An 18,246-nucleotide genomic window follows, 5' to 3' on the forward strand; every position below is an offset into this window, starting at 1 on the left:
CGCCCCGCCGCCGGCGGCTCAGATCGTCAGCAGCGTCCGGCCGATTGCGCGGCGCTCCTCGATCGTGCGGTGGGCCTCGGCGGCGTCGGCGAGCGGGAACGTCTGGCCGATGGTGACCGCGAGCTCGCCGGTGCGGGCGAGCTCCAGCGCCTCGTCGGCCAGGCCGGGCTCGGCCGCGTTGATCTTGCCGAGGTCGACGACGCGGATCCGCGGATCGTCCACGGCGGCGAACCCGCCCGATGCGGCGCCGTAGCCGACCAGTGCGCCGCCGTCGGCGAGCAGGCCCGCCGCCGCGCGGCCGACGTCGCCGCCCGCGCCGTCGAAGACGACCTGCGGCCGGGCCGACACCGCGTCGCTCCACCGCGGGTCGGTGCTCGCCACGATCTCGCTCGCGCCGAGCGCGCGCAGGCGTTCGCCCTTGGCGGCGCTGCCGACGGCGGCGATCACCTCGGCGCCGGCGCGCACCGCGAGCTGGGTGAGCAGCGTCCCGAGCCCGCCCGAGGCCGCGGTGATCAACACGGTGTCGCCCGCGGCGACGTCGACCGCGCGCCAGGCGGCGAGCGCGGTCTTGCCGTCGTGCACCAGGGCGGTGGCCAGGTCGAGGCCGAGCCCCGCGGGTACGCGGGTCAGGTCGTCGGCCTGCGCGAGGGCGCGCTCGGCGTACCCGCCGACCGGGACGCGGCCGCCGACCCGGGCGGTGACGGTGGCCCCGACCAGGCCGTCGTCGACGCCCGCGCCCACGGCCGCGACGGTGCCGCCGACGCCGCCGCCCGGGACATAGGGCGCGGTGATCTTGAAGTAGTCGGCGCCCCAGCCGCTGCGCAGCCGCACGTCGAGGAACATCACGTCGGCGAAAACGGTGTTGATCACCACCTGACCGGCGCCCGGCTCCGCGGCCGGCACCTCCCGGGGCCGCAATACGTCCGGCGGGCCGAACTCCTCGACGATGATCGCTCGGATGGCCGCCGTGGGCGCGGTAGGTGTCGTCATGGCAGCGACGCTAGGAGCTCAACCACGCTGGAGGTCAACCCGCGCACTCGCGCCGCGGATCAGGAGCCCGGGTAGCTGCCGAAGGACCACAGGTTGCCCTCGGCGTCGCGGACCGTGGCCCCGCGGCCGCCGTAGTCCATGTCGGTCGGCGCCTGCACCGAGGACGCGCCCGCCGCCAGCGCCGACGCATGCACCGCATCGACCGCGGCGTCGTCGGGGCACACGCAGTAGCAGGCGCCCCGCCCGACGGTCGCGGCACGGTCGGCGTCGCCCTCGTCCCCGCGGCGGGCAGCGCCGAACATCACCCCGCCCGTGTCCCGCCAGTCGAACTGCGCGTGCACGACGGTGCCGGCGCCGTCGCGATACACCCCCGCCTCGGCGAACCCGACCGCGGTGAGGAACGCGATCGCCGCGTCCGGGTCGTCGAAGGCGAATGCTGCAAAGAGTTGTCTGCTCATGGCGCCAGCGTGCCCGCGCCGCGGGCCGGCCGGCTTGGACGAATGGGCATCAGGCCAGGTGGTACGCCGAGGCGCGCAACTGTCCCGGGCTGCGCTCGGCCAGCGCCGCGTACTCCCTGGACAGGTGCGCCTGGTCGAAGAACCCGGCGCTCGCGGCGAGCTCGGCCAGCGGTCTCCCCGCGGCGAGCAGCCGCCGGCTGCGGTCGAACCGGGTGACCCGAGCGGCCTGCTTCGGCGAGACGCCGTACTCGGCGCGGAACTCGCGGGTCAGCCGGCGCCGCCCCCAACCGATCCGGGTGGCCAGCTCGTCGATCCGAACGGTGCCGCCGGTGCGCTGCAACAGCGCCCAGGCGCGGGCCAGCTCGGGGCCGATCGCGTGCGCCGGGTCGGTGGTGGACCGGGCCAGCAGCGCCAGCAGGTGTCGTTCCAGGCGACGCACCCGCTCGCCGCCATCGAGGCTGGCCAGCTCGGCGTGCAGGCCCGCGCCGATGCCGACCGGGAGGTCCTCGTGGCGTACCAGCTCACCGGCCAGCGCGCCCGCCGGCAGGCCGAGCAGCGCGCGCGAGCCGAGCGGGGTCAGCGCAAGCTGGATGCCGTGCTGCGCGCCGTGAGTGCGGATCAGCGCGGGGGTGGTGTGCAGGCCGGATGCGCAGGTCCAGAAGTCGCCGCGACCGGCCGGCCGGCCCAGCCAGCCGGCGTCGAGCGGCTCGTCGAAGGACAGCACGACCGTGATCGTCGGCGACGGCAGGCCGTGATGCACCGCGCGGGGGTCCAGACGCGCGCGGTAGCCGACCAGCGACGCAACATGGGCCGCAGCGCCGGGTGCAGGACGTGGTCGCGCTCCACGGCGGCAGGCTAACTCGACTCAGGCCCGCTGCGCGTCGAGCGACCAGTCGATCGGGTCCGCGCCCTGCCGTTCGAGGAGTTCGTTGACCCGGGAGAACGGCCGGGAGCCGAAGAAGCCCGCGTGCGCCGACAGCGGCGAGGGGTGCGGGCTGGCCACGTGCGGCACCGACCCGAGCATCGGGATCAGCGACTGGGCGTCGCGGCCCCACAGGATCGCGACCAGCGGTCCGCCGCGCTCCACCAGCGCCTCGATCGCTCGCTGGGTGATCACCTCCCAGCCCTTCCCGCGATGCGCCGCCGACCGGCCGGGCTGCACGGTGAGTACCCGGTTGAGCAGCAACACGCCCTGGTCGAACCACGGGGTCAGGTCGCCCGATTCCGCGGGCGGCACGCCAAGATCATCGTGCAGCTCGCGGTAGATGTTGATCAACGACTTGGGCAACGGCCGCACGTCGGGGGCCACCGAGAAGCTCAGGCCGACCGGGTGGCCCGGCGTGGGGTAGGGATCCTGGCCGACCACCAGCACGCGTACTCGCTCCAGCGGCAGGGTGAAGGCCCGCAGCACGGCATCGCCGGCCGGCAGGTAGCCCCGGCCGGCGGCGTTCTCGGCCCGCAGGAAGTCGCCCATCGTGGCGATCCGGTCGGCCACCGGGTGGAGCGCTGCCGCCCAGTCGGGCGCGATCAGCTCGGACAGTGGTCGTTTCATCTCGTCCCTTTCGTCGCGGGCTCAGGTTCGGGTACGCCGGGCGGCATCCGCGTCGCGAGGGCGGATGACATGATCAACAACACCGCACCCACCGCGAACGCGGCCGGCATCGAGAACGCGTCGGCCAGTGCGCCCGCGACCAGCGGGCCGATGATCGCCCCGATGTCGGCGCACATCGAGAACACGGCGACCGGCTGGCCGCTGTTCGGCCCGGCCGCGTCCCCGACCGCCGCCGCCGGCGCGGTGCCGAGCAGCGCCGCGCCCAGGCTGAAGATCACGAACACCCCGGTCAGCACCCACAGATCCGGCGCGAACGCGATTGCGGCCGCGGACAACCCGCAGATCAGGCCGCCGGCGATCATGGCCGGTCGGCGACCGATCGTGTCGACGAACCGGCCGGCCGGGCCGAGCGCAAGGGTCTGGGCGACGGCGGCGATCGCGAAGGCAATGCCCGCGTCGGCGGGCGAGCGGTGCAACGACTCCACCACGAGGACCGGAACCAACGAGCTGCGTACCCCGAAGGCATTCCAGCCCTGAGCGAAATTGGTCGCGCAGGCCGCCTGGAAGCGGGCGTCGCCGAGCACGGTACGCAGGGGCACCCCGGGCCGAGACGTCGAGGCGCCCGCGTGCACCGGCGGGCGGAGCAGCGCGAGCCCGACGGTGCCCGCGACCGCCAGCGTCGCCGCGTAGAAGAAGAACGGTGCGGTCAGCGAGATGGTGGCGAGCAGGCTGCCGAGCGCCGGGCCGGCCATGCCGCCGAGCAGGAACCCGGACTGGAAGAAGCCGGCGGCGCGGCCCCGCATGGTCGCCGGGACCGAGCGCAGCAGCAGGGTCATCGCCGAGACGGTGAACATCGCCGAGCCGATCCCGCCCAGGCCGCGCATGATCAACAACTGCGGATAGCTCTGGGCGAGGCCGGCCGCGGCGCTCGAGGCCGCGACGACGAATACGCCGGTCGCCAGCACGGCGCGCTCGGAGAAGCGTCGCAGCAGCCGCGCCGCGAGCGGGCTGGTGAGCAGCCGCAGCAGTGCGAATGCGGAGATGACGGCACCCGCCTCGAGGTTGCCGATCCCGAAGGATTTCGCGAAGACCGGCAGGACCGGCACCAGCACGCCGAAGCCGACGGCAACGCTGAAGGCGATCAGGGCCAGCACGAAGACATCGCGGGGGAGGGTGGAGCGATCGCGTACCCACCCTCGGACCCGCCCCCTCACTTCGCCGAGGCTAGCCCAACCCGTGCGGTCCCGGAGATTGCCCTGAACCGGCACCACAGGCGGACCCGCGGCGGATTTCGGCTCTCTAGACTCGGGCCCATGAGTTCATCGGAGCTGGACCCGATCCTCGACGACCTCGCCGCCGGGCGGATCGATTCCGCCGAGGCGGCGCGCCGGATCGAGCAGGTACGCGGTGCCGCGGACGGCCCGGCAGGCGAGCCGAGGCGGGCCCGGTCGGCCGCCTGGTCGGGCACCGTGCCGCCCGACGAGGAGGATCTTCGGCCCCGGCCGGAGGCCGAGCCCACGGACGACCGGGCGAGCGACGCCGCCGCTGGCGACCGGACGAGCGACGCCGAGCCCGCTGGCGACCGGGCGAGCGACGCCGAGCCCGTGGTCGAGCAGCGCAGCGAGGAGGAGCTCGGCCGGGCGCAGCGCCCGGGCCTCGCCCGCGAGGACTTCAGCCAGCCGTCGCCCGAAGAGCCTGCCGGCGAGACCGAGAACCAGCCCGACGATGATCAACAGTCACCGGAGCAGCACGCTGCCGGGGAGCAGACCGGCACCGGGCGCGCCGGCGCCGAGCAGTCCTGGTTCGACCTCGCGCGGCAGGGATTCGATCGGCTGCGGCACGAGGCGGAGGAGGGGCTCGGACGGCTGCGGCACGAGGCCGAGACGCGCTTTTCCGAGCGACCGGCCGGGGCGGGCGCGGACGAGTTCACCCGGCCGGCGCCGCGGGGACCGGGCGCTCGCCCGGGAGGGGTGCGGCGGGTCTCGATCCGGGTCGTCGGCCGGCGGGTACGCGTGCTGGGCGACCCGGGTGTGACCACGGCCGAGGTCGACGGCCAGCACGTGCTGCGGCGCAGCGGCGATGTCGTGGAGATCATCAGCGAGGGCGATGTCGGCCCGTCGATGCAGGGGTTCAGCCTGTTCCGACCGCCGCGCAGCTTCGACGACGTGAAGTCGATGGGCCTGGGCAAGGAGCTCGTCGTCCGGATCAACCCCGAGCTGGTGCTGGACGCCGAGGTGACGGGTGGCTCCCTGCGTACCGAATCGATCGATCTGCTCGGCAAGGTCCGGGTGACCGTGGGCGGCGCCCGGCTGATCGGCATCGCCGAGGCCGAGGACGTGCTGATCCAGGCCGGCCCCGGCACCGTCACGGGCACGATCACCACCGGCCGGTCCCGCGTCCGCTGTGAATCCGGCAGTCTCACCGTCGCCCTCGGGGCCGACTCCAATGTCACCGTGCACGCGGAGAGCCAGCTCGGCCGGGTCGGCTGGGCCGGCGAGCACACGGGTGCCGCCGATGAGGTGGTCCTCGGCAACGGTGCTGCCCGGCTCGATGTCGCGATCGTGATGGGTGCCGCCACGATCCGCACCGGGTCGACCGCCGAGGAACACAACTGAAGCTGCGGTCTCGCCGAGAACGCAGACAAACCGCGAGGGCCGCACGGTGATCCGTGCGGCCCTCGCGGATGGCGGAGAGTGCAGGGGCGTCAGCCGTCGAACGGCTCCACGGAGACGATGGTCACGTTGATCGATGACCCGTTGGGCGCCTCGTAGGAGACGGCGTCACCCTTCTTCTTGTTCAGGATGGCCGCGCCCAGCGGGCTCTGCGGGCTGTAGACGTTGAGCGCGTCGACGCCGTCGTCCAGCCCGAGCATCTCGCGCGAGCCCAGCAGGAAGGTGTCGGTGTCGGACTCATCGCCGTCGAAGGCGATCGTCACCTTGCTGCCCGGCACGACCTCGTCGGGATCGGTCGGCGGCTCGCCCACCTCGGCGCGCCGCAGCATGTCCTTGAGCTGGACGATCCGAGCCTCCTGCTGGCCCTGCTCCTCACGCGCGGCGTGGTAGCCGCCGTTCTCGCGCAGGTCGCCCTCGTCGCGGGCCGCCGCGATCCGGGCGGTCACCTCGGCGCGGCCTTCGTTCTGCAGGTGCTCCAGCTCGGCGGCCAGCTTGTCGTAGGCCTCCTGGGTGAGCCAGATCGTGTTCGGTTGAGTGGTCTCTGCCATCGGACAAGGCTAGCAAAGGGCGCCCTCACGGGGCCCCGACGCGGCCCGGGTCCGGGTCGATCAGTCGACGATCGTGCAGTCGCCGACGTCGATCGCGGTCGCCCGGCGGTAGGTCTGGATCGTGACCGCGATGGTGTCGGAGGTACGCGTCGACGGCGGCACCGGCGCCGAGATCTCCCCGACGCGCTCGAAGTTGACCGCCTGGGCGAAGACCTCGCAGGTCGCCGCGCGCGAAGGATCGGGGCGCTGCACGGTGATCACCGCGTCCACCCGGTCGTCGGCGATCTCGAAGGTGTGCACGCTCGCCGTGACCGCCCGATTGGCCTGGCTCGTCGCGATCCACAGCCAGCCGGCCACCAGCACGGGAATCAACAGACCGCCGGCGATCCACCACGCCGCGCGCGGGATCCGCGGCGGCGGGTAACGGCGCGCGATGCGTTGCTCGGCCTCGGTCAGCGGCTGCTCGGACACCCCGCAATTGTGCGGCACCGCGGCGCTCGGCAGGGAATCCGTGCCGTCGGCGCGGTGTTGTGCAGTAGTGGGGTGGCGCGGCAAGGGGAGAGCGAGACCCCGAGTTGGCCGGGACGGGCGCGGCTGGGAAGGATGGGCACATGACCGAGCGTGAGCTGGCCCACGAGGGCACCACCCAGCACGATGTCCCCGTACTGCGCCGCGACCGCGCGGGAGAACCACTGCGGCTGCTGCACGTGCACGCCCACCCCGACGACGAGTCGAGCAAGGGAGCGGCGACCACGGCCCGCTACGTCGGCGAGGGGGTGGAGGTGATGGTGGTGACCTGCACCGGCGGCGAACGGGGATCCATTCTCAATCCCGCGATGGAGCGCCCCGACATCGAGGCCAACATCGCCGCCGTCCGGAAGGCCGAGATGGACGCGGCGCGGGAGATCCTCGGAGTCGAACAGGTCTGGCTCGGCTTCGTCGACTCGGGCCTGCCCGAGGGCGATCCGCTGCCGCCGCTGCCCGACGGATGCTTCGCGCTGACCGACATCGACGAGTCGGCCGGCCGGCTGGTCCAGGTGATCCGGGAGTTCCGGCCGCATGTGATGACGACCTATGACGAACGTGGCGGCTACCCGCACCCGGATCACATCATGACCCATCGGATCAGCCTGGCGGCGTGGGATGCCGCCGCCGATCCGACCGCCTGGCCCGAACACGGCGAGCCGTGGGCGGTCAGCAAGCTCTACTACCACATGTCGTTTCATCGGGCCCGGTTCGAGGCGCTGGATGCCGCGATGCGCGAGCGGGGCCTCGAATCGCCGTATGCGGAGCAACTGGCGAACTGGCAGCGCGAGCCCGAGTGGGAGCAGCGGATCACGACGCGGGTGGATGCCGCGGACTGGTTCGGGGTACGCGATGCGGCGCTTCTTGCCCACGCAACCCAGATCGATCCGGACGGCCGCTGGTTCGCCGTGCCGCTCGACGTCCAGCAGACGGCCTGGCCCACGGAGGACTTCGAGCTGGCCCGCAGCCGCATCGACGCCGCGACCCCGGAGGACGACCTGTTCGCGGGCATCGCGGTGTCGGCGGCGCAGGAGGCCCGGGCATGAGGAACGAGGGCAATCCGCTGGCCGACATCGCCATCGCGGGCTGGGGCATGGCGATCCTGCTGGTGGTGATGGCCGTCGTCATGGTGCTGCTGTTCCGCAGCATGATGAAGCGGATGCGCGCGGAGCGGGAGCGGCTCGAGGACGAGGCCGAGGAGGGTGGTCGGCGCGACACGCCCGAGCGTTCGGACGACTGATCCCCGCTCGCCCGCGCCAGCGCTGGGCGGGGTGGCCCGAGGCGAAAAAGACACGCCGTCGTCTTCCCAAAATCACACCGGTGTAATACGCTTATCTAGCGGTCGAGGTGAGCGTCAGCCACTACATCTAGTGTTTGAGCACCCGGCGCACAACACAAGCACAACGAGGCCCGGAGGAGCAATCCGGCCCGTCATCCACCCCACTTCCGAGGAGCCCGACTCATGTCCGTGACGGTGTACACCAAGCCCGGTTGCGTGCAGTGCACGGCGACCTACCGCGCTCTCGACAAGGCCGGCATCGACTACGAGATCATCGATCTCACCACCGACGATGCGGCCCTGGCGCACAGCAAGGATCTGGGCTACTTCGCGGCGCCGATCGTGATCACCGCCACCGATCACTGGTCGGGTTTCCGGCCCGACAAGATCGCGGCGCTGGCCAAGGCCGATGCCGCGGCCAGCAACGTCGCCTGAGCGGCGCGGGCGAAACCGATCCGGGCGTACCGATGCCGAACGCGATGCTGGCCACCGCAGCGGACGCGGGCAACGCCGACGGATCTGATCTGCTCGACACGAACGAGCGGCTGATCTACTTCTCGTCCAGTTCGGGAAACACCCACCGCTTCGTCGAGAAGCTGGGGCTCCCGGCGACGAGGCTGCCCCTGGCCGGGCAACAGGTCAGGGCCGGGTCGCCGTTCGTGCTGGTGGTCCCGACCTACGGGGCCGACGGGAAGGGGCACGTGCCACCGAAGGTGGTGCGTTTCCTCAACGATCCGGCCAACCGGGCCAGGCTGACCGGAGTGATCGGGGCCGGCAATACCAACTTCCATGACACCTACGGCGTCGCCGCCGACATCATCGCGGCGAAGTGCGGGGTGCCCGTGTTGTACAAGTTCGAATTGATGGGGACCCCGGAGGACGTGACCCGGGTCCGGGAGGGACTGGAGGAACTGTGGAGACGACAGTCGAAGAGCTGACCGAGGGCGCCGCGCCCGGGCCCGAGACCGACGCCGGCAGCGGCGAGCCGGGGAGCGCGCCACAGCCGGCGCCCGAGCTCATCGCGTCCGATGTCGCCCCGGATGCCGACGACAAGGCGATCCCCGAGCGGTTCCGCGGGCTCGGCTATCACGAGCTGAATGCGATGCTGAACCTCTACGACGAGGCCGGCCGGATCCAGTTCGGCGCCGACCGGGAGGCCGCGCACCAGTACTTCCTGCAGCACGTCAACCCGAACACCGTCTTCTTCCACGACCTGGAGGAGAAGCTCGACCACCTGGTCAAGCACGGCTACTACGAGCGCGAGGTGCTCGACCAGTACAGCGGCGAGTTCATCAGCGGCCTGTGGAAGCGGGCGTACGCCAAGAAGTTCCGCTTCCCGACCTTCCTCGGCGCGTTCAAGTACTACACCTCCTACACGCTGAAGACCTTCGACGGGAAGCGCTACCTGGAGCGCTACGAGGACCGCGTGTGCATGGTCGCGCTGGCGCTCGCCCGGGGCGACGAGGCGCTGGCGGAGAACCTGGTCGACGAGATCCTCGGCGGCCGCTTCCAGCCGGCGACGCCGACCTTCCTCAACGCCGGCAAGAAGCAGCGCGGCGAGCTCGTCTCGTGCTTCCTGCTCCGCGTCGAGGACAACATGGAGTCCATCGGGCGGGCGATCAACTCGGCGCTGCAGTTGTCCAAGCGCGGCGGCGGTGTCGCGCTGTCGCTGACCAACATCCGCGAGTCCGGTGCGCCGATCAAGCAGATCGAGAACCAGTCCTCGGGCGTGATCCCGGTGATGAAGCTGCTGGAGGACTCCTTCTCCTATGCCAACCAGCTCGGCGCGCGCCAGGGCGCCGGCGCGGTGTACCTGAACGCGCACCACCCCGACATCTACCGCTTCCTCGACACCAAGCGGGAGAACGCCGACGAGAAGATCCGGATCAAGACGCTGTCGCTCGGCGTGGTGATCCCCGACATCACCTTCGAGCTGGCGAAGAAGAACGAGGACATGTACCTCTTCTCGCCCTATGACGTCGAGCGCGTCTACGGCGTACCGTTCACCGAGATCTCGGTGACCGAGAAGTACTACGAGATGGTCGATGACTCGCGGATCCGCAAGACCAAGATCAACGCGCGGGAGTTCTTCCAGACGATCGCGGAGATCCAGTTCGAGTCGGGCTATCCCTACATCATGTTCGAGGACACGGTGAACCGGGCGAACCCGATCGACGGCCGGATCACGATGTCGAACCTGTGCAGCGAGATCCTCCAGGTCTCCACGCCGAGCCGCTACGACGATGATCTTTCCTATGCCGAGATCGGCAAGGACATCTCCTGCAACCTGGGTTCGCTGAACATCGCCTCGGCAATGGATTCCCCGGACTTCGGGCAGACGGTCGAGACGGCGATCCGCGGCCTGACCGCGGTCTCGGACATGAGCCACATCGACTCGGTGCCGAGTGTGGCGTACGGCAACTCGAAGAGCCACGCGATCGGGCTCGGGCAGATGAACCTGCACGGCTACCTGGCCCGCGAGCGGATCCACTACGGCTCGGCCGAGGGTGTGGACTTCACCGACATCTACTTCATGACGGTGCTCTTCCACTGCCTGCGCGCGTCGAACAAGATCGCCCGGGAGCGGGGCGAGACCTTCGACGGATTCGAGCGCAGCAAGTACGCCAGCGGCGAGTTCTTCGACTCCTACACGGATGCGCCGTGGCAGCCGAAGACCGAGAAGGTCGAGGAGCTGTTCGCGACCGCCGGCGTGGCCATCCCGAGCCAGGCCGACTGGGCGCAGCTCAAGGCCGACGTGATGGAGCACGGGATCTACAACCAGAACCTGCAGGCCGTGCCGCCGACCGGGTCGATCTCCTACATCAACAACTCGACGTCGTCGATCCACCCGGTCGCGGCCAAGATCGAGATCCGCAAGGAGGGCAAGATCGGGCGGGTCTACTACCCGGCACCGTTCCTGACCAACGACAATCTGGAGTACTACGCCGACGCGTACGAGATCGGTTACGAGAAGATCATCGACACGTACGCCGCCGCGACCCAGCACGTCGACCAGGGCCTGTCCTGCACGCTGTTCTTCACCGACGAGGTGACGACCCGCGACATCAACAAGGCCCAGATCTATGCGTGGAAGAAGGGCATCAAGACGCTCTACTACATCCGGCTGCGACAGCTCGCGCTGTCGGGCACCGAGGTCGAGGGCTGCGTCTCGTGCATGCTGTGAAGGAGAACTGATCATGACGACAACGGGCGAGGGCACGGCGACGCCGGCGGTGAAGCTGGTCGACCACGTGCAGGCGATCAACTGGAACCGGATCGCCGACGACAAGGACGTCGAGGTCTGGAACCGGTTGGTGAACAACTTCTGGCTGCCGGAGAAGGTGCCGGTGTCCAACGACGTGCAGTCGTGGGGGACGCTGACCAAGGAGGAGCAGCAGCTCACCATGCGGGTCTTCACCGGCCTGACGCTGTTGGACACCATCCAGGGCACGGTCGGCGCGGTCAGCCTGATCCCGGATGCGCTGACCCCGCACGAGGAGGCGGTGCTGACCAACATCGCGTTCATGGAGTCGGTGCATGCGAAGTCGTACTCGTCGATCTTCTCGACCCTGTGCTCGACCCGGGAGATCGACGAGGCGTTTCGCTGGTCGGTGGAGAACGAGCACCTGCAGCGCAAGGCCGAGATCGTCATGGGCTACTACCAGGGCGATGACCCGCTGAAGAAGAAGGTCGCCTCGACGCTGCTCGAGTCGTTCCTGTTCTACTCGGGGTTCTACCTGCCGATGCACTGGTCGAGCCGGGCCAAGCTGACCAACACCGCGGACATGATCAGGTTGATCATCCGCGACGAGGCGGTGCACGGCTACTACATCGGCTACAAGTACCAGCGCGGCCTGGAGACCCAGACCCCGGAGCGGCGCGAGGAGCTGAAGACCTACACCTTCGACCTGCTCTTCGATCTCTACGACAACGAGGTGGCCTACACCCACGCGCTCTACGACGGCGTCGGGCTGAGCGAGGATGTGAAGAAGTTCCTGCACTACAACGCCAACAAGGCGCTGATGAACCTCGGCTACGAGGCGATGTTCCCGGCGACGGTGACCGACGTGTCGCCGGCGATCCTGTCCGCGCTGTCGCCGAATGCGGATGAGAATCACGACTTCTTCTCGGGGTCCGGCTCGTCGTACGTGATCGGTAAGGCCGTCAATACCACCGACGAGGACTGGGACTTCTGACCGCAGCCACGCCGGCTGCGAGGTTGTGCGGCGACACTGCGAGGATGGGTCCATGCGACGATCATTCGCCTGGCTCGGGGAGGATGATCCGGAACGCCTCGACACGGCCCTTGCGTCGGTCGACGGTGCGACGCTGACCGCGCACGGCACCCAGCGCACGAACGTCTGGGCGCTCGCTTGGGCGCTGGAGTGCGGCGAGGGCTGGATCACCCGACGGATGCGCGTGAGCGCGCTCGGCGATGGCTGGGCACGGACGCTCGACCTGCGCCGCGACGACGACGGCGGCTGGACGAGCGCGGTCACGACTGACGGCGAGCCCGATCTGCCGCCGCCCGGGCTCGATCACCCGGGTGGGCTGGACGGCGCGCTGGACTGCGATCTCGGGCTGTGTCCGCTGACCAACGTGATGCCGATCCGCCGCCTCGGTCTGCTGGACGGCACCGTCGAGGAACAGGTGCTGACGATGGCCTGGATCGAGGTCCCGTCGCTGCGCGTCATCTCGTCGGCCCAGCGCTACGCCAGCGCCGGCCCGGGCCGGGTGCGCTACGAGAGCGAGCTGCGCGACTTTCGTGCGGAGTTGACCGTCGACGCCGACGGGTTCGTGATCAACTACCCGGGACTGGCGCGCCGCGTCGACCCGCGCTGACCCGCGCATCTGCTGGGATGGGCCTCGCGTACCGGCCAAAATCCCAGGAGGACTTGCATGCGCAGCAATCTGTTCGACGCCTCGAACGCCGAACGTCAGACCAACGAACGCTGGGCCCTGCAGTCGCAGAAGATGCTGCGCTGCGCCCTCACTCCGCAGGCACCGGAGATCGTCTCCGCGGCCGGGGCGATGGTTGCCTACCAGGGCCAGCTGGACTTCTCCTACCAGGGCTCGGGCGGCGGGATGAAGCTGCTGAAGAAGATGGCCACCGGCGAGGGGGCCAACATGATGCGCGCCAGCGGCCACGGCGAGGTCTTCTACGCCCGCCAGGCCCACGACATCTTCCTGGTCCAGCTCGAGGGCGAGGCGCTCACGCTGAACACCAAGAACATGCTGGCCTTCGACTCCAGCATCGACTGGGACATCAAGTCGCTCGGCGGGGCGGGCTTCATGGCCGGCGGGCTGTTCAACCTGTTGTTGCAGGGCCACGGCATGGTCGCGGTGACCTCCGACGGTCCGCCGATGCTGCTCGACTGTTCGCAGCAGCCGACCTATGTCGACCCGCAGGCGGCCGTCTGCTGGTCGGCGAATCTCGCGCCGCAGATCAAGAACGACTTCAAGATGGGCTCGCTGATCGGCCGCGGCTCGGGCGAGACCTTCCAGCTCGCCTTCCACGGCCCGGGCTTCGTGGTGGTGCAGCCCTCGGAGGGCGTACCCGTCGTCGGCGGGACCGGCGGCCGCTGACGGGTCTGTCCCGACGTTTGCGTCAGATCTGACGCAAACGTCGGGACAACCCGGGCGCCCCGGGGGGTGTGAGCAGGGGGTGAGCAGTCAGCCAGCCGCTCGGCGGCGCCGCAGGCCGACCCCGACCGCGACGGCGATCGCGGCGATGATCAGGATCGCCGCCCCGCCCGCCAGGGTCCACCCGCTGCGATCGACGGTCCGGTGGATCACCCCACGCAGCGGCTGGTCGCCGACCGCGCTGTCGGCGAAGGCGACGTCGCTGGTGATCTCCCGCGGATCGAGCACGTCGTCGAAGCGGGTCAGGAAGCCCGCCCCCGGCTGCGCGAACGCCGCCGCCGCCGGGGCCGCTCCAGCATCGAACGGGCCGGCGAAGCTGACCGGCAGGCTCGCGGCGCCGACGGTCGCGTCGAGGCGATGGGGGGCGAAGGCGTACAGCCGAAACGGCAGCCGGTCCTCCGAGGTCGCCGAGAGCAGCATCGGATACACCGGCTCGCTGGTCGCGAACTCTGCGACCAGCGGCTGCAGGTTCCGCAGCTCGTCGGCCCCGCCGCCCGGCAGGCTCGCGCGGACGGCCAGCACGATCCAGCCGCGTTCCAGATAGTCGCCGAGCCCGTCGAGCACGTCGTCTCGGCTGCGGAATCCGTTCGCGCCGAGCCAGTCCGCGACGGCGTCCCGCGTGCCGCGCAACTGCGCCGTGGCGTACTCCCCGACTCGCTTCTCCTCCAGCACCTGGACCGAGCCCCCGCCCGCGCCCGGCGCGCCATCGCCGACGCCCGAGCCGCCGGGCAGCCAGTTCTCGGTCGTGATCACCTCCGGTGCGGTGGCGTCGTAGAGCTGATCGAACATCGCCGAATCGGCCAGGGTCAGCGTCGCCTCGGCCGGCAGCGGCAGCAGGACGGCGAGGTCGGTGCTGTCCGTGCGCAGCCCGGTGCTGATCGCCATCCGCTCCCGGCTGCCGTCGAAGCTGATCGCAGCCTGTTCGCCGCTCAGCGAGAGATCGCGCTGCCGGCTCGGCTCGTAGGCGCCGCACGCGCACGCGTACGCCGGTGCGGCCACCACGCCGCCCATGATCGCGAGCAGCAGCGTGACGAGCAAAAGGAGCGGGCGGTGACGGCGGGCCATGGGAAGATTGCACCCCGCCTGGGGGTCAGCGAGCCTGTCGCAGCCCCCGCCAGGCGATCACCGCGGCGGCCAGCATCAGCGCGGCCCCCAGCGCCGTGGTCACCGTGACTCCGGACTCGAAGGCCGCACGCGCCGCATCGGCCAGTGCCGCACCCCTCTCGCCGCCGATCCGCGCCGCCTCGTCCAGCGCGCCGCCGAGGGAACCCTGCGCCGCGTCCGCGGCGACGCCGTCCACACCGGCCGGCAGGTACAGGTGCGCTCGGTACGCCACGGTCACCACGCTGCCGAGCAGCGCCGTGCCGAGCACCGCGCCCACCTCGTATGCGGTCTCCGACACCGCCGACGCGGCGCCGGCCCGGTCGCGCGGGGCCGAGGAGATGATCAGGTCGTTGGACAGGGTCTCGGCCGCGCCGACGCCCAGCCCGAGCAGGGTGAACGCGGCCGCGAGCACGAGCGCCGACACCCCGGCGCCCGCGATCGCGATGCTCAGGTACGCCGATGCCGACAGCAACAGGGCGGCCGTGATCGCCACGCGTACCGGGATCCGGCGGACCGCGAAGACCACCCCGAACCCGGCGACGATCGAGGCCAGCGCGCCCGGCGCCAGGACGAGCGCGGCGTCCAGCGGGGAAAGCTGCAGCACGAGTTGCAGGTGCTGGGAGACCAGGAACAGGAAGCCGACCATCGCGATCATGCTCAACAGGTTCACCAGCACGGAGTAGCGAAAGGCAGGGATGCCGAACAGCGCGACGTCCAGCATCGGCTGGCGACCGGCGCTTGCCGCGAGCAGCCGTTGGCGGCGGACGAAGATCACACCGACGGCCGCGCCGAAGCCGGCGAGCAGCAACGGTTCGAGACCCGGGCCCTGCACCGCGAACTCCTTGATCGCCAGCACGGCCGGGCCCATCGCCAGGATGGACAGCGCGACGCTGAGCAGATCGGCACGGCCGGGGGCCGGATTGCGCGACTCCTTGATCAACAGGGGAGCCAGCGCCAGCAGCGGTACCAGGACGGGCACGGCGATCCAGAACACCGCGCCCCAGTCGAAGGCCGTGAGCAGCACGCCGCCGACGAGCGGGCCCAGTGCCGCGCCGGCGCCGAAGGTCGCCGTCCAGACGGCGATGGCCAACCGGCGCTCGGCGGGGACCGCGAAGGTCGAGCGGAGCAGGGCCAGCGTCGAGGGCATCAGCATCGCCCCGAAGATCGCCATCCCGGCTCGGCCGGCGATCAGCCACCCAGCACTCGGCGCGAAGGAGGTGAGGAAGGAGATCGCGGCGAACCCGGTGGCGCCGACCAGCAGCAGGCGGCGCCGGCCGATCCGGTCGCCGAGATTGCCCATCACCAGCAGCAGCGCCGCGAGCACCAGGGGATAGGCGTCCATCATCCACAGTTGCTGGGTGGCGCTGGGATGGAGGTCGGCGGCGATGGCCGGCAGGGCCAGGCCGAGCACGGTGTTGTCCACCGCGACGAGCAGCACGGGCAGCATCAGGACGGCGAGCGCGAGCCATTCGCGCAGGCCGGCGCGTTCGGAGCTGCCGATCAACTGGTTGGTCATGGTCACCCTCCTCCTGCGGGACGTGGATGACCGTAACTATACCGTCTAGACGGTTAAGTTTCCACGGGTGTGTTCACACGAGACCGGGGCCGCGGACCGTGTCGAAGACCAGGCTGGTCTCGACCCGGGCGACGCCCGGACGGTGTGAGAGGTGATCGAGCACGAAGTCCCGCAACGCGTCGGGGGACTCGGTCGCGACGTGCACCAGGTAGTCGTAGGCGCCGGACAGGTGATAGCCGGCGATCACGCCGGGGAGCGCGGAGATCTCGCGCCGCCACTGCGCGAACTGGGTGCGTTGCTGGGCGTGGAAGCGGACGAAGACCATCGCAACCACCCCGAGCCCGAGCTGCTCCGGGGCGATCTCGGCGCGGACGCCGGTGATCACCCCGCGGCGGCGCAACGCGCGGATCCGGTTCAGGCAGGTCGACTCGGCCACGCCGGCTGCCCGGGCGAGCGTCTTGTTGGACCGTGCGGCGTCCTCGGCCAGCAGCCGGACCAGGGTGCGGTCGAGGTCGTCGAGGGGCTGCATCTCCTGCACGAGGTCCTCCCGGCGTACCGCTGTCATCGAGGAATCGAGTGACAGACGGACAATCTGCGAAATCTTGCGTCATCAGTGTCGCACTCTCGCGGGCATCTGTGCAGGATCACGTCAGATCGACGAGCAAAGGAGCAGCGGAGATGACCGGCATGAGCGCAGATACCCGGGCCGTACACGCGGGACGCCGCGACCTGGGCGGCCCGGCGACGCGCTGGGCCCACGTGCCGCCGATCGACCGGTCGAGCACCTCGGCGCTCCCGGGCGTGCTGGCGGGCGGCGACGCCTACGAGACGCTCGCCACGGGCGGGCGCCCCGGGCCGGCCGACTCCTTCGTCTACCAGCGGCTGTGGAACCCGACGGTCGCCCGGTTCGAGGACGCCTTCGCCGAGTTGGAGGGCGCGCCCGAGGCGGTCGCGTTCGGGTCCGGAATGGCCGCGGTGTCCGCGTTGCTGCTTGCCTGCGTGCAGGCCGGTACGCCGCACGTGGTGGCGGTCCGCCCGCTCTACGGCGGCACGGATCACCTGCTCGCGACCGGGTTGCTCGGCACCGAGGTGACCTGGGCGCGTCCCGCCGAGGTGGCCGCCGCGATCACGCCCCGCACGGGCATCGTGCTCGCCGAGACGCCGGCGAACCCGACCCTGGATCTCGTCGACATCGCCGACCTGGTGCGGCAGGCGCGCGGCGTACCCGTGGTGATCGACAACACCTTCGCCACCCCGGTGCTGCAGAACCCGCTGGCGCACGGTGCAGCGATGGCCCTGCACTCCCTGACCAAGTTCGTCGGCGGACACGGCGACCTGGTCGGCGGCGCGATCGCCGCCGATGCCGCGTGGGCCCGGCGCCTGCGCGGGATCCGCGCGATCACCGGTGGCCTGCTGCATCCCGATGCGGCACATCTGGCCCAGCGCGGCCTGCAGACGCTGCCGCTGCGGGTGCGCGCCCAGTCCGAGCACGCGACCATGATCGCCAACTGGCTCGCCGCCCAGCCCGCCGTGGCTCGCGTGCACCATCCCGGCATCGACGATCCGCAGCGGATCTGCGAGCGGCAGATGAGCGCACCCGGTGCGGTGCTCGCGTTCAGCCTGCGGGGCGGGTACGCCGCGGCGGCCGCCGTCGCCGAGCGCTGCCGGCTGATCACCCATGCCGTCTCCCTGGGCGGGGTGGACAGTCTGATCCAGCACCCGGCGGCGCTGACCCACCGCCCGGTCGCCGCCGAGGCGCGCCCGCATGCCGGGCTGCTGCGGCTGTCGGTCGGCCTGGAGGAACCGGCGGACGTGATCGCCGATCTCGAGCAGGCCCTGGCCGGGGCCGCGTCGGCGGGGCAGGCCCCGGAGCGGCCGGCCGCGCGCGAGAGCCGCTCAGCACCGGGCGCGGGCGTGCCGCGCTGAGCGCCCGCCGGCTTGCTGGGTACGCTGCAGCGC

Annotated in this window: 20 protein-coding genes; 10 read left to right on the top strand and 10 right to left on the bottom strand. The window is 70.9% G+C overall.

Annotation, left to right across the window (positions count from 1 at the left end; translation table 11 throughout):
• Positions 1-18 precede the first annotated feature (18 nt).
• The 5 genes from GGQ54_RS12025 to GGQ54_RS12045 all read right to left on the bottom strand — a co-directional run bounded on the left by GGQ54_RS12025 (position 19) and on the right by GGQ54_RS12045 (position 4,214).
• Positions 19-990 (bottom strand): zinc-binding dehydrogenase, encoded by a 972-nt coding sequence (locus GGQ54_RS12025; protein ID WP_218843850.1) that lies wholly within the window; start codon positions 988-990, stop codon positions 19-21.
• A gap of 59 nt (positions 991-1,049) precedes the next feature.
• Positions 1,050-1,448, bottom strand: a complete 399-nt coding sequence (locus GGQ54_RS12030) for a VOC family protein (RefSeq protein ID WP_179445600.1) — start codon at positions 1,446-1,448, stop codon at positions 1,050-1,052.
• 49 nt (positions 1,449-1,497) lie between these two features.
• A complete protein-coding gene (locus GGQ54_RS17655; RefSeq protein ID WP_179445601.1) occupies positions 1,498-2,208 on the bottom strand; it encodes a helix-turn-helix domain-containing protein in 711 nt (236 codons plus the stop codon).
• Between the two features lie 105 nt (positions 2,209-2,313).
• Positions 2,314-3,000 carry a uracil-DNA glycosylase gene (locus GGQ54_RS12040; protein ID WP_179445602.1) on the bottom strand — a complete coding sequence of 229 codons (687 nt, stop codon included), beginning with the start codon at positions 2,998-3,000 and terminating at the stop codon, positions 2,314-2,316.
• Complete coding sequence (locus tag GGQ54_RS12045; RefSeq protein WP_179445603.1) at positions 2,997-4,214, bottom strand: MFS transporter; 1,218 nt, start codon at positions 4,212-4,214, stop codon at positions 2,997-2,999. The genes GGQ54_RS12040 and GGQ54_RS12045 overlap by 4 nt, the downstream gene beginning before the upstream one ends.
• Positions 4,215-4,313: 99 nt before the next feature.
• On the opposite strand from GGQ54_RS12045, the gene GGQ54_RS12050 reads away from it, so the two are divergent.
• Positions 4,314-5,615 (top strand): hypothetical protein, encoded by a 1,302-nt coding sequence (locus tag GGQ54_RS12050; RefSeq protein ID WP_179445604.1) that lies wholly within the window; start codon positions 4,314-4,316, stop codon positions 5,613-5,615.
• Between the two features lie 89 nt (positions 5,616-5,704).
• On the opposite strand, the gene greA is transcribed toward GGQ54_RS12050, so the two are convergent.
• Positions 5,705-6,220 (bottom strand): transcription elongation factor GreA, encoded by a 516-nt coding sequence (gene greA / locus GGQ54_RS12055; protein WP_179445605.1) that lies wholly within the window; start codon positions 6,218-6,220, stop codon positions 5,705-5,707.
• Positions 6,221-6,280: 60 nt separating this feature from the next.
• Positions 6,281-6,691, bottom strand: a complete 411-nt coding sequence (locus tag GGQ54_RS17410) for a DUF4307 domain-containing protein (protein WP_179445606.1) — start codon at positions 6,689-6,691, stop codon at positions 6,281-6,283.
• Between the two features lie 140 nt (positions 6,692-6,831).
• On the opposite strand from GGQ54_RS17410, the gene mca reads away from it, so the two are divergent.
• From mca to GGQ54_RS12100, 8 genes are all read left to right on the top strand, one after another.
• Positions 6,832-7,791 carry a mycothiol conjugate amidase Mca gene (mca, locus tag GGQ54_RS12065; protein WP_179445607.1) on the top strand — a complete coding sequence of 320 codons (960 nt, stop codon included), beginning with the start codon at positions 6,832-6,834 and terminating at the stop codon, positions 7,789-7,791.
• Positions 7,788-7,985: a hypothetical protein gene (locus GGQ54_RS12070; RefSeq protein ID WP_179445608.1), complete on the top strand. Its 198-nt coding sequence runs from the start codon at positions 7,788-7,790 to the stop codon at positions 7,983-7,985. Before mca ends, GGQ54_RS12070 begins: the two co-directional genes overlap by 4 nt.
• Positions 7,986-8,207: 222 nt before the next feature.
• Complete coding sequence (gene nrdH / locus GGQ54_RS12075; protein ID WP_179445609.1) at positions 8,208-8,459, top strand: glutaredoxin-like protein NrdH; 252 nt, start codon at positions 8,208-8,210, stop codon at positions 8,457-8,459.
• Positions 8,460-8,491: 32 nt separating this feature from the next.
• Positions 8,492-8,962: a class Ib ribonucleoside-diphosphate reductase assembly flavoprotein NrdI gene (gene nrdI, locus GGQ54_RS12080; protein WP_179445610.1), complete on the top strand. Its 471-nt coding sequence runs from the start codon at positions 8,492-8,494 to the stop codon at positions 8,960-8,962.
• The gene (gene nrdE / locus GGQ54_RS12085) at positions 8,938-11,208 is read left to right on the top strand and encodes a class 1b ribonucleoside-diphosphate reductase subunit alpha (protein WP_425487403.1); all 2,271 of its coding nucleotides are present in this window, start codon (positions 8,938-8,940) and stop codon (positions 11,206-11,208) included. The genes nrdI and nrdE overlap by 25 nt, the downstream gene beginning before the upstream one ends.
• Positions 11,209-11,221: 13 nt before the next feature.
• Positions 11,222-12,220 (top strand): class 1b ribonucleoside-diphosphate reductase subunit beta, encoded by a 999-nt coding sequence (gene nrdF, locus GGQ54_RS12090; RefSeq protein ID WP_179445611.1) that lies wholly within the window; start codon positions 11,222-11,224, stop codon positions 12,218-12,220.
• A gap of 52 nt (positions 12,221-12,272) precedes the next feature.
• Positions 12,273-12,866 carry a putative glycolipid-binding domain-containing protein gene (locus GGQ54_RS12095; RefSeq protein WP_179445612.1) on the top strand — a complete coding sequence of 198 codons (594 nt, stop codon included), beginning with the start codon at positions 12,273-12,275 and terminating at the stop codon, positions 12,864-12,866.
• Positions 12,867-12,923: 57 nt separating this feature from the next.
• Positions 12,924-13,610, top strand: a complete 687-nt coding sequence (locus GGQ54_RS12100) for an AIM24 family protein (protein ID WP_179445613.1) — start codon at positions 12,924-12,926, stop codon at positions 13,608-13,610.
• Between the two features lie 87 nt (positions 13,611-13,697).
• Here the strand turns inward: GGQ54_RS12100 and GGQ54_RS12105 are convergent, their stop codons facing one another.
• The 3 genes from GGQ54_RS12105 to GGQ54_RS12115 all read right to left on the bottom strand — a co-directional run bounded on the left by GGQ54_RS12105 (position 13,698) and on the right by GGQ54_RS12115 (position 16,852).
• Positions 13,698-14,732, bottom strand: coding sequence for a DUF2330 domain-containing protein (locus tag GGQ54_RS12105; protein ID WP_179445614.1), 1,035 nt, complete (start codon positions 14,730-14,732; stop codon positions 13,698-13,700).
• A 25-nt stretch (positions 14,733-14,757) separates the two neighbouring features.
• Positions 14,758-16,287: an MFS transporter gene (locus tag GGQ54_RS12110; protein ID WP_179445615.1), complete on the bottom strand. Its 1,530-nt coding sequence runs from the start codon at positions 16,285-16,287 to the stop codon at positions 14,758-14,760.
• A gap of 73 nt (positions 16,288-16,360) precedes the next feature.
• Positions 16,361-16,852, bottom strand: coding sequence for an Lrp/AsnC family transcriptional regulator (locus GGQ54_RS12115; protein WP_179445616.1), 492 nt, complete (start codon positions 16,850-16,852; stop codon positions 16,361-16,363).
• 122 nt (positions 16,853-16,974) lie between these two features.
• Here GGQ54_RS12115 and GGQ54_RS12120 point away from each other — a divergent pair, with 122 nt between their 5' ends.
• Complete coding sequence (locus GGQ54_RS12120; RefSeq protein ID WP_246292631.1) at positions 16,975-18,213, top strand: trans-sulfuration enzyme family protein; 1,239 nt, start codon at positions 16,975-16,977, stop codon at positions 18,211-18,213.
• Positions 18,214-18,246: the final 33 nt, after the last annotated feature.

This window comes from Naumannella cuiyingiana, from assembly GCF_013408305.1.
Lineage (GTDB): Bacteria > Actinomycetota > Actinomycetes > Propionibacteriales > Propionibacteriaceae > Naumannella > Naumannella cuiyingiana.

What these genes read in the sequence shown, in the direction of transcription:
- GGQ54_RS12025 (WP_218843850.1), bottom strand. Translation starts at nt 990, where the DNA reads ATGACGACACCTACCGCGCCCACGGCGGCCATCCGAGCGATCATCGTC.
- GGQ54_RS12030 (WP_179445600.1), bottom strand. Translation starts at nt 1,448, where the DNA reads ATGAGCAGACAACTCTTTGCAGCATTCGCCTTCGACGACCCGGACGCG.
- GGQ54_RS12040 (WP_179445602.1), bottom strand. Translation starts at nt 3,000, where the DNA reads ATGAAACGACCACTGTCCGAGCTGATCGCGCCCGACTGGGCGGCAGCG.
- GGQ54_RS12050 (WP_179445604.1), top strand. Translation starts at nt 4,314, where the DNA reads ATGAGTTCATCGGAGCTGGACCCGATCCTCGACGACCTCGCCGCCGGG.
- greA (WP_179445605.1), bottom strand. Translation starts at nt 6,220, where the DNA reads ATGGCAGAGACCACTCAACCGAACACGATCTGGCTCACCCAGGAGGCC.
- mca (WP_179445607.1), top strand. Translation starts at nt 6,832, where the DNA reads ATGACCGAGCGTGAGCTGGCCCACGAGGGCACCACCCAGCACGATGTC.
- GGQ54_RS12070 (WP_179445608.1), top strand. Translation starts at nt 7,788, where the DNA reads ATGAGGAACGAGGGCAATCCGCTGGCCGACATCGCCATCGCGGGCTGG.
- nrdH (WP_179445609.1), top strand. Translation starts at nt 8,208, where the DNA reads ATGTCCGTGACGGTGTACACCAAGCCCGGTTGCGTGCAGTGCACGGCG.
- nrdI (WP_179445610.1), top strand. Translation starts at nt 8,492, where the DNA reads ATGCCGAACGCGATGCTGGCCACCGCAGCGGACGCGGGCAACGCCGAC.
- nrdF (WP_179445611.1), top strand. Translation starts at nt 11,222, where the DNA reads ATGACGACAACGGGCGAGGGCACGGCGACGCCGGCGGTGAAGCTGGTC.
- GGQ54_RS12095 (WP_179445612.1), top strand. Translation starts at nt 12,273, where the DNA reads ATGCGACGATCATTCGCCTGGCTCGGGGAGGATGATCCGGAACGCCTC.
- GGQ54_RS12100 (WP_179445613.1), top strand. Translation starts at nt 12,924, where the DNA reads ATGCGCAGCAATCTGTTCGACGCCTCGAACGCCGAACGTCAGACCAAC.
- GGQ54_RS12105 (WP_179445614.1), bottom strand. Translation starts at nt 14,732, where the DNA reads ATGGCCCGCCGTCACCGCCCGCTCCTTTTGCTCGTCACGCTGCTGCTC.
- GGQ54_RS12110 (WP_179445615.1), bottom strand. Translation starts at nt 16,287, where the DNA reads ATGACCAACCAGTTGATCGGCAGCTCCGAACGCGCCGGCCTGCGCGAA.
- GGQ54_RS12115 (WP_179445616.1), bottom strand. Translation starts at nt 16,852, where the DNA reads ATGACAGCGGTACGCCGGGAGGACCTCGTGCAGGAGATGCAGCCCCTC.
- GGQ54_RS12120 (WP_246292631.1), top strand. Translation starts at nt 16,975, where the DNA reads ATGAGCGCAGATACCCGGGCCGTACACGCGGGACGCCGCGACCTGGGC.